At 50.6% G+C, this 16,372-nt stretch carries 11 protein-coding genes; 3 read left to right on the forward strand and 8 right to left on the reverse strand.

All coding sequences use genetic code 11. The annotated features are described in order from the left end of the window. Positions 1–10: 10 nt before the first annotated feature. Positions 11–1,786 carry a RagB/SusD family nutrient uptake outer membrane protein gene (locus B5M13_RS11485; protein ID WP_080055804.1) on the forward strand — a complete coding sequence of 592 codons (1,776 nt, stop codon included), beginning with the start codon at positions 11–13 and terminating at the stop codon, positions 1,784–1,786. A 166-nt stretch (positions 1,787–1,952) separates the two neighbouring features. Here the strand turns inward: B5M13_RS11485 and B5M13_RS11490 are convergent, their stop codons facing one another. Next, a complete protein-coding gene (locus B5M13_RS11490) occupies positions 1,953–2,423 on the reverse strand; it encodes a DoxX family protein (RefSeq protein WP_080055805.1) in 471 nt (156 codons plus the stop codon). Between the two features lie 245 nt (positions 2,424–2,668). On the opposite strand from B5M13_RS11490, the gene B5M13_RS11495 reads away from it, so the two are divergent. Continuing rightward, a complete protein-coding gene (locus B5M13_RS11495) occupies positions 2,669–3,397 on the forward strand; it encodes a 3-keto-disaccharide hydrolase (RefSeq protein ID WP_080055806.1) in 729 nt (242 codons plus the stop codon). A gap of 175 nt (positions 3,398–3,572) precedes the next feature. On the opposite strand, the gene B5M13_RS11500 is transcribed toward B5M13_RS11495, so the two are convergent. The 5 genes from B5M13_RS11500 to B5M13_RS11520 all read right to left on the reverse strand — a co-directional run bounded on the left by B5M13_RS11500 (position 3,573) and on the right by B5M13_RS11520 (position 14,311). Beyond that, a complete protein-coding gene (locus B5M13_RS11500) occupies positions 3,573–6,431 on the reverse strand; it encodes a glycoside hydrolase family 95 protein (RefSeq protein ID WP_080055807.1) in 2,859 nt (952 codons plus the stop codon). Between the two features lie 141 nt (positions 6,432–6,572). Next, a complete protein-coding gene (locus tag B5M13_RS11505) occupies positions 6,573–9,074 on the reverse strand; it encodes an L-rhamnose mutarotase (protein ID WP_080055808.1) in 2,502 nt (833 codons plus the stop codon). A 148-nt stretch (positions 9,075–9,222) separates the two neighbouring features. Next, positions 9,223–12,003: a glycoside hydrolase family 2 protein gene (locus tag B5M13_RS11510; protein WP_155297236.1), complete on the reverse strand. Its 2,781-nt coding sequence runs from the start codon at positions 12,001–12,003 to the stop codon at positions 9,223–9,225. After that, a complete protein-coding gene (locus tag B5M13_RS11515; protein ID WP_080055810.1) occupies positions 12,000–12,902 on the reverse strand; it encodes a glycoside hydrolase family 43 protein in 903 nt (300 codons plus the stop codon). Before B5M13_RS11515 ends, B5M13_RS11510 begins: the two co-directional genes overlap by 4 nt. Then, complete coding sequence (locus B5M13_RS11520) at positions 12,899–14,311, reverse strand: glycoside hydrolase family 140 protein (RefSeq protein ID WP_218919491.1); 1,413 nt, start codon at positions 14,309–14,311, stop codon at positions 12,899–12,901. Before B5M13_RS11520 ends, B5M13_RS11515 begins: the two co-directional genes overlap by 4 nt. Before the next feature lie 310 nt (positions 14,312–14,621). On the opposite strand from B5M13_RS11520, the gene B5M13_RS11525 reads away from it, so the two are divergent. Then, entirely contained in the window at positions 14,622–15,386 is a 765-nt protein-coding gene (locus B5M13_RS11525) for a DeoR/GlpR family DNA-binding transcription regulator (RefSeq protein WP_080059888.1), read from the forward strand. Between the two features lie 170 nt (positions 15,387–15,556). Here the strand turns inward: B5M13_RS11525 and B5M13_RS11530 are convergent, their stop codons facing one another. Both B5M13_RS11530 and B5M13_RS11535 read right to left on the reverse strand, forming a co-directional pair. Further along, positions 15,557–15,979, reverse strand: a complete 423-nt coding sequence (locus tag B5M13_RS11530; RefSeq protein WP_080055811.1) for a hypothetical protein — start codon at positions 15,977–15,979, stop codon at positions 15,557–15,559. Between the two features lie 15 nt (positions 15,980–15,994). Beyond that, positions 15,995–16,177 carry a hypothetical protein gene (locus B5M13_RS11535; protein WP_080055812.1) on the reverse strand — a complete coding sequence of 61 codons (183 nt, stop codon included), beginning with the start codon at positions 16,175–16,177 and terminating at the stop codon, positions 15,995–15,997. Positions 16,178–16,372 lie beyond the last annotated feature (195 nt).

Here is a 16,372-nt window from a genome sequence, read left to right on the forward strand (position 1 = left end):
CTTCGATACCATGAAACGTTCCTATAAACTCCTTGTGGCTTTCTGTTCAACCCTGGCGCTGTCGGGTTGCGTGAAAGTGCTTGACAAAACGGACCTGAGTTCGACAAGCGGGGATCTGATCTTTAAAGATTCGGTGCTCACCCAGATGAACCTCGATTACATCTACGACCAGAATCTACCCACGCCGATTGGATCGCTCGGCCCTGAACCGACCGGCCTCAGTGGACTGTCGGACGAGTCGTATGCCGACAGTAAACTGCTCCAGGGGTCTTTGCTCGTCAATGAAGTTGGCGATTTTGGAACGGCCCTAAGTGCTACTAACAATTACGGTAAAATCCGGGTCATCAATACGTTCCTAAGTGATGTGAAGGCGGGAAGTCTGCCGCAGTATACCAAAAACAAGTTGCGGGCGCAGGCACAGTTTTTTCGAGCCTGGCGCTATTTTGATCTGGTGCGCTTGTATGGTGGTATACCGCTGGTATTGAGTCCGTTGGCTGCTGTGGGTGTCGAAGCGAAACAGGCCGATTACCTGCCCCGGAATAGCACCGCCGAGAGTTTTGCCCAGATCGTAAAAGATCTCGATTCGACGATTGCGTCGGTGCCGGGTCGCTGGTCGTCGTCGGGCGATTGGGGGCGGATTACCAAAGGGGCAGCTGCTGCGTTTAAAGGGCGGGTGTTGCTCTACGCGGCCAGCCCACAGTTCAACCCATCCGACGATGCTACCAAATGGCAGGCGTCTTACGATGCCAACAAACAGGCGTATGATCTGCTGACTGCCAATGGATTTGGGTTGCACGCTTCGTTCGATCAGCTCTGGTTTCAGGAAGTCAACAACCCCGAAGCCGTTTTTATAACGGGTTACAACACCGCAACAGGTGACCAGACGAAGAAGAACAACGGTTACGACAACAGCACCCGCCCATCGTATGCCGGAACGGGTGGCGGGTCGAACCAGCCTTCGTGGGAAATGGTCAAAGCGTTTCCGATGCTGGATGGTAAAAAGCCCGGCGAATCGACCAAATACACCTACACGGACCAGTTGTTCTACAAAAACCGCGACCCCCGTTTCGACAAAACGATTGCCTATAATGGAGCAACCTGGCCACTGAATGGCAACACAGCCAACAAATTGTGGACGTATTACGTAGGCGGAAAAACGGTAGAAGCAAAAGCGACGAACACGGGTTTTTACACGCGCAAGGCCATTAATCCATCGGTAGCGGCTGGCGATGTGCAATACTCCGGCACCGACTGGATCGAAATTCGCTTCGCCGAAGTGCTGCTGAACCTGGCCGAAAGTGCGACGGGTATCAACAAACTGGACGAAGCCTATACCCAACTGATTGCCATTCGTAAACGGGCGGGCATCGAAGCCGGTACCGACAATTTGTATGGCCTGAAGCCGAACATGACCCGTGCCGAACTATTCGACGCTATCCTGTACGAACGGCAGATTGAATTTGCGTTCGAAGGCAAGCGGTTCTGGGATCTGCGTCGCTGGAAACTGATCGAGAAAACGTTGAATGGCAAACGGAGAACGGGCGTCACGATCAACCTGAAAACGACAGGTGTTCCAACTGATTTTGCTACCACCCGCGACAATCTGAATCTGGACCAGGTGTATACCAATTACTTTACCCTTGCGTTCAAACAGTTGGATACGAAATATGATATTGCCTGGAAGCCAGAGTATTACTTCTTCGCCATTCCGCAAACGGCCATCGACAACAACCCTAAACTGATTCAGAATAATACCTGGGGGGGCGCGTTCGATCCGTTAAAATAAGTACTCCGAGAGTTAATTAGTGGTGCATTCACCCTGCCTACCTTGTGTCGTTACGATCCGTGTAGGCAGGGTTGATTTTAATCGGTAGAGCAACAATTCGTACACAACAGAAATGCCCATAACCTGATTGGCTATGGGCATTTCTGCTTGAAAAAAAAATGAAAAATTAGGCTACCTGAGCAGGACCGTTTTGTTGAAAATCGTGCTGAGTTGTCGTCAGATTCTGGAGCGCCATAGCTTTCCGTTTTTTGTGATAGGCATAGTACGAACCAAAGCCCAGCGCCACAAAAATAAAAATCGGCGCCCACTGGACGAGCTCTTTACCACTATTTGCGACGGAATACGTAGCCCCCAGCAAATCAAAGATGAGTCCGGCATAGGCCCATTCTTTAAGCCTGGGAAAGCCCGGAACCAGAATCGCCACCACACCCAGCAACTTAGCCCAACCCAGAAACGGAATGATGTAGGTTGGATACCCCATTTCATGAAACCCCTGCACCGACATGGGATTGACCATAATGTTGGGGATGGCCGATCCTGCCATTACAAACGCAAATAAACCAGTTAGTATCCAGTACAGGATATTCGTCTTTTTCAGGGCTTTACGATTGGCAGTGTTAACCTGGATGTGTGTCATTGGTCGTTGTTGTTTAATTGATTTGATAGCTCAAATTTACCGCTTTTCGGGTTGGTCAATAGGGGGTGAAAACGGCAATAAATGGGTTGTTTGCGGCATAGTTTAGTTCGCATAGTTTAGCCGCAAAATGATAATCCAATGGCCTGTTTCAGCCCGGATAGTAGGGTGATGGACGAGGTAAAAACGAGTGTGGTATGAGGAGTTTCGCCGGGCGGTTGGCTTATATAGATTCAATCCTAATCACTATGTTTTTGAAACGATCTGTTTGCAGTTTGCTTTTGATGCTGGCTGTTGCTGGTGTACAGGCCCAGCCGCTCAATACCTTGTCGGCACAGGAGAAAAAAGAGGGATGGAAGCTGCTTTTTGACGGCCAGGATCTCAAAGGCTGGCATAAATACAATGGTAAAGGTGTACCGTCTTCCTGGAAAGTGGAACAGGGCGTTTTGCATCTGAATGTGCCCAAAACGGCAACTGGTACGGTTCGCGACGGTGGCGATTTGGTGACCGACGCTATCTTCTCCGGCGATTTTGCCTTTAAGGCGGAGTATAAAATTGAGAAGTATACCAATAGTGGTTTCTTTTTCTTCGTCGAGGAAGCGCCTAAGAACGAGAAAATCTATAACACGGGTCTGGAGGTGCAGGTGGGCGACGATGTACTGTATCAGAAAGCGGTAGAGCATCCGCACAACTCCGGCGACCTCTTTGGCATCGCTGACGTCCGTATTCAGGAGCCTCAACCACTAGGGAGCTGGAATAAAGTGGAGGTGATGCTGAAAAAGAACAAATTGACCGTCACGATCAATGGGTATACGGTGCAGGAACACGACCTGACCAGCGCCGACTGGAAAAAGCGGATGGCCGCCAGTAAGCTGAAAGATGCTCCTGTTGGCAAAGGCAAATACAGCGGACGCATTGGACTACAGGACTGGAATACGAGTGTCTGGTTCCGAAATATTAAGCTGAGAACTCTTTAAGAGCCTGTCTAACTTTTTGTGGGATATGCATTTTTGTCATTGCGACGCAGAAGTAATCTTCGGGTACTCCTAAAAAGGTAATGCTCCGAAGATTGCTCCTGCGTCGTAATGACAAAAAATACGCTTACTATAGATTACGTTTAGAAAATTTAAACAGGTTCTAATTCTGATAAAGTTACAAGACCTTCAAATCGCCATTCAGACGGTAGGTTTTTCCTTTTTCGGTGGTCAGGCTTAGCTGTTTGTCTCCATAACGAAGTACGCAGGGCTGACCGGCTTTGGATGTGATATCGACACCGCTCAGATGCCCAGCCTGCCAGCGGATATTCAGGACGAAGCCGCCCTGCGCACAGATTCCGTTGATGTTGCCCGTTGGCAGTTCGGCAGGCAGCGCCGGAAGCAGGTCAATCGTTTCACCCTGACTTTGCAGAATCATCTCGGCAATACCACTGGCACCACCAAAATTGCCGTCAATCTGAAACGGCGGATGGGCATCGAACAGGTTGGGGTAGGAGCCGCCACCTGTCATGCCTTCGGGCGAGATGGCTGGCCGGAACAGCAGTTTGAGCATGGTGTAGGCATGATTGCCATCGCGGAACCGGGCCCAGAAATTTATCTTCCAGGCCAGACTCCAGCCTGTTCCTTCGTCGCCCCGTTCCAGGAGCGACTGCCGGGCTGCTTTCATCAGGTCGGGCGTTTCGTCCCAGGTGATGTCGGTGCCGGGGTGAACGCCCCACAGGTGCGATACGTGCCGATGCGTGTCTTTGGGGTCATCGACATCCTGCAACCACTCCTGCAACTGCCCGTGTTTACCAATCTGGTTGGGCGCTATCTGGCTGTACATCGTTTTGAGGGTATCGCGAAAGGCAGCATCCGTCTTCAAACGTTCGCTGGCCGCTATGCAGTTTTTGAACAGATCACGAATGATCTGGTGATCCATCGTTGGGCCTGCCACTAGTCCACCGTGTTCGGGCGAGTTCGATGGGGTACTAATCAGCCAGCCGGTCTTCGGGTCTTTCACCAGAAAATCGACAAAAAAACGAGCGGCTTCTCTCATGATGGGGTAGGCCCGGTTTTGCAGAAAGGCCTGGTCCTGCGTGTAGCGATAATGCTCCCACAAATGGTGCGAAACCCAGGCTCCTCCGCTTACCCAGATGCCGTGGTTTGATGCGTTGATGGGGGCCGTCCCGCGCCAGAGATCGGTGTTGTGGTGCAACACCCAGCCCCGAGCGTTATAGTGCGCTCTCGCTGTTTTTCGGCCTTCTTTTGCCAGCTCGTCAATGGCGTTGAACATCGGTTCGTGGCAGGCCGACAGATTCAGCATTTCGGCGGGCCAGTAGTTCATTTCGAGGTTGATGTTCGTGGTGTACTTACTGCCCCAGGGTGGCGTGAGCAGATCATTCCAGATACCCTGTAAGTTGGCGGGACCCGCTGGCACACCATTACGGCCGGGTCGTGAACTGGAAATCAGTAGATACCGGCCATACTGTACATAAAGGGCAATCAGCGCGGGGTCTGACGATTGGTCGAACCGCTGTAGTCGTTCGTCGGTGGGCAGTTGTTCGTTGGGCGAATGGCCCAAATCCAGCGACAGACTGTTGAAATACGATTGGTACTCCTGCACATGCGTCGTTCGAATAGCCGCAAATGGTTTGTTTCGCAGTGTCTGTAAAGGCTGTTGACTCAATAAAGCCGGATCGCCGGAAACGTCTTTAAAGTTTTTGAAATTAGTACCCGCCGTCAAATACAGCGTAGCTTCGTCGGCTCCCGACACAACAAGTTTTGTCCCCGACACGCTGATCTGGCCTTTCTGCGTCTGAATCCGTAGCAGACTTTCACCCCGTAACGCCCCATTTTTGACCTGAACTGATAGAGCAATTGTCTGATTATCAATTTTTCGGACCGACGCGCCCTGATGTGGGCTGTTCAGCGTGGCGTCAAAACTAAGTTGTCCCGACTTGCTGGCTGTAAGATGAATGGCCATAACCTGGTCGGGTGCGCTGGTCAGATACTCGCGGGTGAACCGGACACCATTAACCTGATACGTGACGCGGGACAGGGCCGTTGTTAGGTCCAACTCCCGGCGGTAGTTCGTGGCCTGCTCCTGGCGTTTAACCGTGAGCCATAAATCACCGAAAGGTTGGTAGTCGGCCTGATAGCGGGGAGATGCGGGCGGATTGTTATCCTGAATCCAGTAACGGAACGGACGGCTGAGTGGTACGCCATCGGTTGGTTGCTGCCCAACAGGATAGACGACAAACGTTGGCTGACTGGTTTTAATGCCAATAAATCCGCCTTTATCGTATAGATTGATGACCTGAATGGCCAGTTGGTTTTTACCCGCGTGCAGCTTAGTCGCCGGAATCGTATACCGTCGATTTTTGGCAATGCCTTCGTCCGAACCGATTAGTTCACCATTCAGATACGTAAAATCCTGATCGCGGATACGTCCCATGTCGAGCAACATATCCTTGCCTATCCAGGCTTCGGGTATGGTGACTGTGGTGCGGAACCATACGGCTCCGTCCAGCCCTTCGTTGCCCATTTTCTCCCAGCCATCGGGTGTGGGAACGTCCATCGTTTTCCAGGAACGGTCATCGAATGCAACGGCTGCCGGACTCCCTTTAGTGTCGGCCAGGGCCCGAACGCGATTGAACCAGGCCGCCTTTTTCTGCGGGTAATCGGCTTCGTTGCTTTGACGGCCCATAAAATGCTCCTGTGCCAGTTTTTCGGCTTCGGCCTGTTTTCCATCGGCCAGCAACTGACGAATCTGGGGCAGGTATTGAGCGGCCCCTTCGCGCTGATAGTCGCGGGGCTCGCCGGTCCAGAGTGTGGCTTCGTTGAACTGGATATGGTCGGTGGTGATGCCCCCGAATACCATTCCCCCCAGCCGACCGTTGCCAATCGGTAACGCTTCAACCCATTGCGTAGCTGGTTTCTTATACCAGAGTGTAAGGGGTTGTTTGGCGGGTGGCTGGGCCTGTATGGTTAGTGATAAGAAAAGTGCAGGGAGCAGGAGACGGGTACGTTTCATAAGTAGAACAAAAATAAACCTACAAGCTCTCAAAGACCTTGTAGGTTCTTAGCTAATCATTCTACAATCTTGAATTAGTTCTTGAGAGGCTTTATTGCTCATTCGGGAGCGAACTGCGGACCAACGGGCAGGAAATGACCGCTATTTTTTTAATTCTGTCCAAACTTCTCCTGGACTCGTACCGGAAATACCTTCCTGGTAGTTCTTCATGCGGGCGTTCCAGTCATCGACACGCGGATTGTTTTCGGTGGTTTTGGGGTTGAGCTTATCCAGACTTTCTCCCTTCGGAATGCTGATGACCAGCATCAGTTGCCGACCGTTTCGGTATAACAGCAGTTGCTGAAACTGTGCATTGCAGAACCCCTTCGACACCTCCGGCCATTTCTCAAACTGTGTAGCGTGGTAATCCAGGTATTCATTTTGGAGCTTGGGGTCAGCAACCAGATTGGCCGTCAGAATGGTATGAGTCCACTCGCCTGCTACGGCCCCTGTTGAACATCGACTCCGGTTGAATTCGTAGAACAAATCGTAATAGGTTTTGACCGTTGCGGTTGGGAAGGCTGTTTTCAGTCGTTCGCTCAGTACGTAAACGTCCGGCACCTTATCGAAAATAACGTAGTGATTTCGCCACTGATACAGCGCTTCCGGCCTGACCTTATTACGCGCCATCACGTTCGTTAGCTGCTCACGATCAATAGTTTGTCCTCCGGGTACGGTTATTTCGATAATGACCGGATTCTCTTTGTTGATGCGCCATTGTGGGTCGGCAGGGGCTTTTTCGCGGAGTAGAGTGCGATACGGCGCTTCAAGACCCGCTTTCGTTTTGATGCTGTCGGCTACCTGTGGGCCATTGTGTTCCCAGACATTGTTCGGACCGTTGGCATTTTGCAGGTATTTCCCGGAAGGCGTCCAGTTGTCTTTTATCGTGAAATACGACGAACCTTCGTCGGTGTAGAGGTAAAACCAGTGAGCGGGCAGGTGTGCATAAGGAGCTTTGTATACGCTGTCGATGTCGTTTTCGGCAATGATTGAGCCGGGTTGCGCGGATAGGGTGTAGATGGCAGCCGCATCATACATGTGTTTGGCGTAGCGATGAATCCGGTTGGCGCACACCCGGTTGTTACGCATGGCGTTGATGGTTCGTGTCCAGCCCCAGCCCAGACTGATACCGCTGTAACCCACTTCGCTGATGTCGTTATGGTCGATACGAATGTCCCGAACGTAGCCTGCTCCGATTCCCACTGCTCCCCAGTCTTCGTTCGTTACGTTGGTAATCAGGTTGTTGCTGATGATTAGGTTTGTGCATACTTCGCGCTCGTCGGTAGGGGTGTAGGGTCGGTGAATCTCCGTCGCTTCGTCGGCGAAAACGCCCGCCATAATGCCTGTTCCGCCAATATCATTGAACAGGTTGCCGCGAATCAGATTGTCCTGAACACCTTTGTGGTAATCCAGGCCTGTAGCTGCCAAATGCTCAAACCGACAGTTTTCGAAACCTGTGTGATGGGCAAAGTTTACGTCCACAGCTGCAGCCGGACGACCTACCCAAGCCTGATTTTCAAGCGATTTTTTGTCGGGTGTACCGGGGGTTTTTAGTTTGTAGGCATCGAGCATATACAAACCTGCCTGATGCGGAACGTGCCCCTGCTGCGAAGGCCGGAGCCAGGCCGTATGCTGAAACGAAATTCCTTTGAACAGAACGTTCGATACCGGATGGTCTATCGTTCCGGCGATGCGTACCAGTGTTTCGAGGGCAGGAGCAATCACCTCTGCGGTGGACAGGTTTTCGTTTGGGCGGGGGAGGTAGTAGATTTTTTCGGCTTTCGTATCCAGAAACCATTCGCCGGGCTGATTCAGGAATTGAATCGCATTGGTCAGGTAAAAGGCCGAGTTGCCTGTTTCTTTCGAAATCCAGGGCGCAGGCCACGGGTGTTCCGATTGGATCCGGCTTTCGGGCTGATGAAACCAGAGTTTGGCACTGTCGCCCTGCACTTCAATGCGTCTGATGCGCAGATTGGCAATGGCCCACCACTGATGAATCAGCATTTCCAGTCCCTCCGCTCTCGACAGATCGCCGAATTTGGGGGCCGGAATCCAGCAGGTTTGTTCCTGTTTATTCCACGACAGAATCCTGTTCATGAGCGGATAGGGCGTGTCTTTGGCGCGGGTGGCTTTCCATCCGTTGACCCATACCTGACGAAATTCGAGCAGCCGTCCGCCTACTTTCGGTGCATCAGCCACCCAGACGTTGCCCTTGGCTTCCTTCGGTAGACCCGCCACAGTTCCTTTCAGTTTTTGCCAGTTTTTGATGGGTACACCCCCACTCAGAACAGGCTTTTCGTTTGGGGCGGCTTCAATAATTGTCGGACTGGTGGCTGTACCGGCATCTTCTGGTCGGATAAAAATTGGCTCGTTGAGGGCATACAGACCGTTCCGTACATAAATGTGCGATCCCCGTGAAAGACCTGTATCGTTCAGTCGGCGCAATTCCCGAACCTTTCGAATCGCTAGCTGCACACTCGCCAACGGTTTCTCTTTCGTCCCTGCATTGGTATCTGACCCGTCCGGTGATACCCAGAATTCAGCCTGCGCAAAGAGAAGCGAGGGGAAAAGTGTGAGGTATAAAATGGTTATGGTTCGGTTCATAGATTGAGAATGTCAGACTCACGCTCGTCCACGATATAGTCGCGGATGAAATTTGTTTGTCATTCCGACCGCAGAGAGGAATCTCAAAGTTCTTCATAAGTCAAGCGTGAGATTCCTCTCTGCGGTCGGAATGACAAACAAAACGGAATCACTGCACTGAAAAGTCAAAGTATAAGACTAATTCTTTGGCGCGGGCGGGTTCTTTTTCATAGTCGTAAAATGCGTATTTCTGCCCCATCGGGCCGGTGGTTTCGTTACGCTGGGTTTTGGTGCCAATACTTGGAATGCCCTGCATAAACGAAAGATCGCCCGATGGAAAAAGAGGTTCGTAATTGTGCCACTGGTCGGTTTTCCAGGCCGGGGTGAAAAGCCGGAAAAACACATCTTCGTTCTCGGTTGCGACAATAAACGGATTATCGGCTTCGAACCGGCACCAGTACATATTGGCGTGATAGCCTTTGAATTCGGGATAAACCAAGGGTTGTTCACCCGTTTCGGTGTTGTTGTAGGCTTTGCTCCAGACGCCCAGCGTACCACCCTTCAGTCGGTTTTTCCAGACGCGGTAGGGACCTTTCCCCATCCACTTAACCGCCTTCATTTTGTCTTCCGGGAACGAGAAATTGACCCCATTCATAAAGGTGAAATAGGCATTCGGGAAATAGCGCACCCGCATCTTTACCCAACCCGATGGATAGATGGTCCATTGCAGGGTATTGAAAGCCGTTTTTCGGTCGAAGGTCGATTCGATGATGATATTTTTGCCGTCGCTTCGCTGGGTGAAGTGGCTGAAGTTCGTAACGGCTTCCTGCAAAATAGGCCCGTTGGTTAGTAGAATGTTTCCGTTGGCATTCGAAACCTGACGTAGTATGCCGTTCTTCCGGCTGATTGACAGGCGAATACCATTCGCTGTTACGGTATAGAGTGAATCGGTTTCGCTGAGCGTTACACTACCCGAACCTTCGGTGTTGACCATTGTGGCCGCAAACTTATCGGGTAACGTAATCGGGAAGCTCCAGGTAAACAGTTCGCGATGGAACGGGTCCGTTGCTGTAATGTACAACAGATCGTAGGTCGTCCAGTCGGTGGGGAGAGTTGCTTTCAATACGCCTTTTTCCAGCGGTTTCAGGTTGGGGGCAGCCACCGAAAACGGTTTGCCCGCGCTGTATGAACCTCCGACTTTGACTAATTTCCCGGTAAACGAGCACTGATTGAGATTAGTAAAATGGTAGCGGTTTTCGACCGGGAACGTACCATCGAAGGTGGGGGTAATTTCCCGACGTTCCAGCCGGATGGGCGACCAGACTTCTTTGACCGTAAAAAAGCTCCCTTCCTTTTCGCGGTATGGCCCCACAATGCCATCGGCCCCACGATTGCCGTCGGTATCGAGCAGGCCTTTTCCTCTATTCCGGTCGGTACGGACAATGCCCTGATCGGCAAAATCCCACAGGAAACCACCGGCTGCGAGCGGTTCGTGCCACATCGCTTCCCAATAATCGTCCAGACCAGCGCCGTGCCCGCCATCGTACAAACCGTGCAGAAACTCGGTGGGTAAGGTAATCGAATGGCCGAGGTTATAATTGCCAATGCCGTAGTTGTATTCGCGGTAATGCTGCGTATCGAAGCCGTTGAAATCTTCCCAGGCGTGTAGCAAGTGGCGTTTCTGAATGTCTTTCTGGGCGAAAAGCGGATCTAGCTCTCGATTGTGTCCACCTTCGTTGCCGTTGATCCAGAGTATGACCGATGGGTGATTAACATCGTGACGAATGAGTTCGTGCAGGAGTTTGGTGCCGGTGGGCGTGTCGTAATGCCCGTGCCAGCCCGCCAGTTCATCGAATACAAACAACCCCAGCGAATCGCAGACATCCAGAAAATGATCGTCGGGTGGGTAGTGCGACATTCGGACGGCGTTCATGTTCATGTCTTTCATCAGGTTGACATCCAGAACACTGATCGATTTACTCAGCGTTCGTCCCGATGTTGGCCAGAACGAGTGTCGGTTTACGCCCTTCAGTTTGATTTTGGTGCCATTGACGTAGATGCCATCCCGCTGCCGAACTTCTACTGTGCGGAAGCCAAAGGTTTGCGTAACGACGTGGACGGTCTTTCCGCCCTGTTGCAAGCGACATTCAACTTTATAGCGGTTCGGCGTTTCGGAGGTCCACAAAAGCGGATTGGCGATGGTTTTGGTCAGCGTGATCTGTTGAACACCTGCGCCAATCTTGGTCGTGAAGGGCGTGCCCACTTTTTGACCGGCCATCGTGTAGATTTGGGCAGTTAGGTCGGCGGGTTTGTTGTTGCCCTGAATCTGTAACTGAGCCGTAAATGTTCCATTGGCTTTGGCGTCGATGGCTACGTGAGCGATGTGTTCGGTTGGGAGAATTTCCAGATAAACAGGCCGGAAAATACCCCCGAAAATCCAGAAGTCCCCTTTACGTTCGGCGTCGTTTACCGACGGGTTGGCCGAATGTTTCGAGACGGTAGCTTCGAGTAAATTGCTGGTGCCGTAGTTCAGTAGCGAGGATACCTCGTAGTCGAAGGCGTAGTACGAACCCTGGTGAATGGCTCCGGCCGATTTGCCGTTAATTTTTATGTCGGCGTCGGTCATTACGCCCTCAAACACCAGATTCACGTGTTTCCCTTTCCAGGCTGCCGGTGCCTGAAATTCGTATTTGTAAAGCCCCTGTTCCTTGCCTTTCGCACTGTCTTTGTTGAACCCGTAGTTGTATTTCCCGAACCCCTGCAACTCCCAGTTCGATGGTACCGGAATAGTTGTCCATCGGCCCGAATTCTGTCCGGCAGTGCAGTAGAAATGCCAGTTTACAGTATGATCATTCCCCGTTCCCGATAGGTAGCGCCGTTCGGTCTGCTGCGCCGTAGCAAGCCGAGCGAGTGTGAGAAGTGCTATAACAAAGAATACGCTTATTTTCACTTTACTAATCGTTTCAAAATCTTTCGTTTCGCTTTAAAAATCGTACCGTGTTTATGGCCTTCAGGAACGGAAATTTCTGACTTTATATCCGTAAAGGTTTTGAAATCGCGCGTTCGGACGGCGTCGTAGGTTTTGTCCTGATACGAATCGAAGTAGATCAGCCAATCGTTGCCAACTTTGGCAACGGACGGGCCTTCGGTGAATTTTTTGGTGAAGGGAGCTGATACATTGGTGTATGGCCCGGTTGCCTGCGAGCCAAACGCCACTTTGAGGTTGCGCTCCGGGCGGGTGTTGTCTTTCAGGACTAGTACATAGTCTGAGGGTTTGCGCTTGACAATCACTGCATCGATGACACTGAATTTTGGGTCCATAAAGAGATGGGTTGGGGCAAACGTCTGAAAGTCCTTCGTGGTGGTGTAATACATCCGGTGGTTATTGTTCTCCTCTTCCTGACCGCGTTCGAATCGGCCGGGAATAGTAGAAGCCCAGCTAATTACGAACTGGTCGGCTACATCGTCGTAAAACAGTTCGGGTGCCCAGACGTTCACGGTGGTCGGTTCGTATTCCATCACCGGAATAAACCGCTCCGGCGACCAGTGAATCAGGTCTTTCGAATAGGCATAGCCAAACCCTTTATCATCGCGCCAGCTACTCGTCCAGACCAGATGGAAGGTGCCATCTTTCCCCTGCGCAATCGACGGGTCGCGCATGACTTTCTGAGTGCCAATTTCGGGTTTGAGAAATGTGCGGTTCAGGTCCGTCCATTTATAGCCGTCGTAGCTGTATAGAAAGCGTAACCCCTCGCTGGCCGGTTCATGAAACGAACTGAACAGATACACCTCTTTCGTGCAGGAGCTTAAACTGGCGACGAGGCCAAGCAGGAAAACTAAACGCTTCATTTCTTCTGAATGACTAATACCCAATCGTTGCCATTTTTAGGCTCGGCTGGTGGGTTAAATTCATAAATACCTGTGTTGGTTATGTCGCCAATGGCGGTTGTTTTGCCATCGCGGGGGCTGTACCACGAAGCCGCTACCGTATTGCCGGGCAGTTTGCCCATATTCAGCCTGATGTTCCGACCCGTGTACGTATAAACCAATGCGTAATCAGGGCCGCGACTGGCGACCAGATAGTCGTATCGATTGCCCTGATTGGCGATGAGCGACTGATCGGGAATGCGGTCGAAAAAGGAGTACCTGAGCAGCAGGCTTTTCAGGTGAATCATCTGAGAGGCTCCGGGTGCATCAAGGGCTTTTTTCCAGTCGTCGATAGCGCCGAACGAACTCTTGCTGTCGCCTTTTTTATAGAATTGAAGGACCGAATTGTGCCCATAGGTATAGCCAAACGCGCCCGCCAGTACCGACCAGTAGCCATAGCGACGCACATCATCGGCTGTCCATCGGGGGCCTTGTAGGTCGTGTAAACCATGCGGAATCTGCTCATACGACGGTTCGCCATCTATCACGGGCTTGGTTGGTTTTAGCGCCAGATCGGCCTGCATATACCGCCAGTTGTCTTCGCCATAATGCTGTTTATCTTTCGCGGATGTATCCTGGGCATACGACTTATGACCCGACTGTATCATGTTGAAATCCAGCCAGGGTTCATTATGAAACCACTCCGACGACGACGAACGACCGCGTGGATGAAAGGTGATCAGGTGAGTTGTGTCGATCCGATTGAGGGTTTGGCCGATGGTTTTCCAGACATCCAGTGAGTCGCTGCCTTTGATGTCACCCCCATCCAGCCAGATGATGTTCGGACGGTTTTTGTAGCGGTTTGCGAGGAACTCGGCGTAGGTTTTCGCCCGTTGCTGATCGACCAGTTTGCTCTTAACATTGTTGCCCCAAAGCGGCACCATCGCTATATAGATGCCCTTTTCAGCAGCTTTGTTGACTACAAAATCAACATGGTCCCAGAAATCGTATTGGGTCGCGTCACTGAAAGAGGCCCCATCAGTGAGTTTCGGGGTTGCGATGTTTTTATTGATGAGGGCCGAATCACCATATACATTAGCGGCTGCCAGCGTATGCAAAACCATGACCTGCACCACATTGAAGCCTTTCTGCTTTCGGTTTTCGAGATATTGTTCGGTTTCGTCGCGCGTCAGTCGGGTAAACAACAGCCAGCCCGTATCGCCCAACCAGAAAAAGGGTTTGTTAGTACCAATGGCCAGAAATCGGCCATTTTGGGAGATAGAAAGTTTAGGCGAATCGATTTTTTGGGCTTCCCCTGGGCAACCACAGGCCAGAAAGAGGACCAACATAAGGTATACAGGAAACAGGGTTTTAACCAGTGGGTTTAGCATGTACAAAGAATGAGATTTTCCTGTCCGGTAACTTGTATGATTTTTTCGGCGGTTTGTATGATTTTAGCAACGTGCCTAATGCGTTCCGATTAGCCGTTTTCGGTTTAGAGTGGGGGGCTATGGTTCGTTGATAGACGAAGGAACAGCCTTGAGCTTTTGCCGTTTTTGCAGCGTAGCAGTTGCTATGGTTCGTTGATAGACGAAGGAACAGGACTAATGCGCTGAGCTTGTGTCGATGGCCTCACCAGATTGCCGAAGGAAATGATTCTTTTCTTTACTTTTGATTGTTTTCGATATGAAAGAAGTCAGTATGCTGCCGAACCAACGCCGGGATAAAATACTCGAACTGTTAAAGGAAGACGGATCTGCCAAGGTGGTCGACCTGGCCCGGATCTTCAAAGTGACCGAAGTGACGATTCGTCAGGACCTGGAGAAACTGGAAAAAGACGGTCTGGTCATTAAAGAACATGGGGGCGCTTATCTGAAAAACGTCGAAGATCAGGTGCGTACGTTTTCGCTCGGCAATCAGGAGAATATTGATAAGAAAGAAGCCATTGCCAACAAATGCCTGGAGTTTATCGAAAGTGGCGACAGCATCATTCTGGACTCCGGTTCGACAACGACCGAGATCGCTAAAAAGCTGCTGGGCTACAAAAACCTGACAGTCATCACCAACGCCCTGAATATCGCGCTAATTCTGGGAGCCGAACCCGGTATTGAGGTGATTATGACCGGGGGTGAATTCAAACCGCCTACCTTGTCGCTGACCGGGCAGAAAGCCGCCGATTTTTTCAAGGGAATCAACGTGCAGAAGTTGTTTCTGGCTACGGCGGGTATCTCGCTCAAATCGGGACTGACCTATCCGAGTATCAGTGATCTGGTCGTCAAAAAAGCGATGATCGACGCGGCCGACACGACCTATCTGGTCGCTGATTCGACCAAGATCGGTAAAAGCGCTTTCGCCAGTCTGGGCGCGTTGTCGCTGATTGATTACATCATTACGGATGCGGGTATCGAAGAGAAACACAAGCAGGTGTTTCACGACAACGAAATCGAGCTGATAATTGCTACCTAGGGAGTACGTTTTTCTGACAGGATTTACAGGATTCTTCCCGGTAGATAATCCTGTATCTACAAGAGGCTACTGGCTGTCTAAATGCCTTGTTGGTTAATTTCTCTGGTTTTTTTTGTCATTCTGCTTTCTGTCGTTCCTCGGAATGATAGAAAACTTAAATTACGCTGTAACTACATCCGGTAGGGGACGTTTTTTACCAATTTCAAATTGTTCAATTCCTGGATGACAATTACATTTTGCCGGGGGACTATTTCCCGGTCAATCCAGTTTTGTACGCGTGATGGCTTAAAATTATAGAGTCGACAGTAATCGGCGATGGTAACCCACTCACCCAGAATATATTCTTTCCCCTCGTAAGTAATTTTCCCTTTTTGGCTGAGAATCAGATTGGCTTTTTCGGTTAATGCATCGAGCGTGTTGACTCGTTCTGCCAGTTTAGACTCAAAATAGGGTTTCATAAACTGACGAATTTCGTTTCGTTGGTCAATTGGCAATGACCCTAGAAATTGCTGATAGTCAGCAAGGACTATCTTGCGCTCCTCGCGCGAGGTGGCTTTCGTATAACGCTCTAAATAATTTTTTGCTTCTTCCATAGATCAACTAAGGATTTAAAGTTCGCTTAAACGTTCATTGATCTTTTTAAGGGTATCTCGATAATTGGCAGCTTTCCTGACAAGAAATTGAAATTGATCATCATCTTCATCTACGCCCCACCATATCATCTCTTCTAGTTGCTCCAATTGCTCTTCCATATTGCGTTTTAAGTCAAGCAATACTTCTTTTTCAGTCATACTGAATACATTGTAAACTAAATTTTCTGTCATTCCGACGCAGGAGGAATCTTCGGGATAGAAAAAAAGACGATACTCATCCGAAGGTTCCCGCTCCGGCGGCCCGGTCGTTCCTCGGAAGGACAGAAAAATGCCAGAAAATTTAGTTTACAGTGCACTGAAGGGCATTAGTGCATCAAAGATATAGTTTGTGTA

It is taken from the genome of Spirosoma aerolatum (assembly GCF_002056795.1).
GTDB classification, from domain to species: domain Bacteria; phylum Bacteroidota; class Bacteroidia; order Cytophagales; family Spirosomataceae; genus Spirosoma; species Spirosoma aerolatum.

Bases quoted from the DNA above. Each gene is read 5' to 3' on its own strand.
- B5M13_RS11520 (WP_218919491.1), bottom strand. From the start codon at position 14,311: ATGCTAAACCCACTGGTTAAAACCCTGTTTCCTGTATACCTTATGTTG.
- B5M13_RS11500 (WP_080055807.1), bottom strand. From the start codon at position 6,431: ATGAAACGTACCCGTCTCCTGCTCCCTGCACTTTTCTTATCACTAACC.
- B5M13_RS11530 (WP_080055811.1), bottom strand. From the start codon at position 15,979: ATGGAAGAAGCAAAAAATTATTTAGAGCGTTATACGAAAGCCACCTCG.
- B5M13_RS11485 (WP_080055804.1), top strand. From the start codon at position 11: ATGAAACGTTCCTATAAACTCCTTGTGGCTTTCTGTTCAACCCTGGCG.
- B5M13_RS11490 (WP_080055805.1), bottom strand. From the start codon at position 2,423: ATGACACACATCCAGGTTAACACTGCCAATCGTAAAGCCCTGAAAAAG.
- B5M13_RS11515 (WP_080055810.1), bottom strand. From the start codon at position 12,902: ATGAAGCGTTTAGTTTTCCTGCTTGGCCTCGTCGCCAGTTTAAGCTCC.
- B5M13_RS11535 (WP_080055812.1), bottom strand. From the start codon at position 16,177: ATGACTGAAAAAGAAGTATTGCTTGACTTAAAACGCAATATGGAAGAG.
- B5M13_RS11505 (WP_080055808.1), bottom strand. From the start codon at position 9,074: ATGAACCGAACCATAACCATTTTATACCTCACACTTTTCCCCTCGCTT.
- B5M13_RS11525 (WP_080059888.1), top strand. From the start codon at position 14,622: ATGCTGCCGAACCAACGCCGGGATAAAATACTCGAACTGTTAAAGGAA.
- B5M13_RS11495 (WP_080055806.1), top strand. From the start codon at position 2,669: ATGTTTTTGAAACGATCTGTTTGCAGTTTGCTTTTGATGCTGGCTGTT.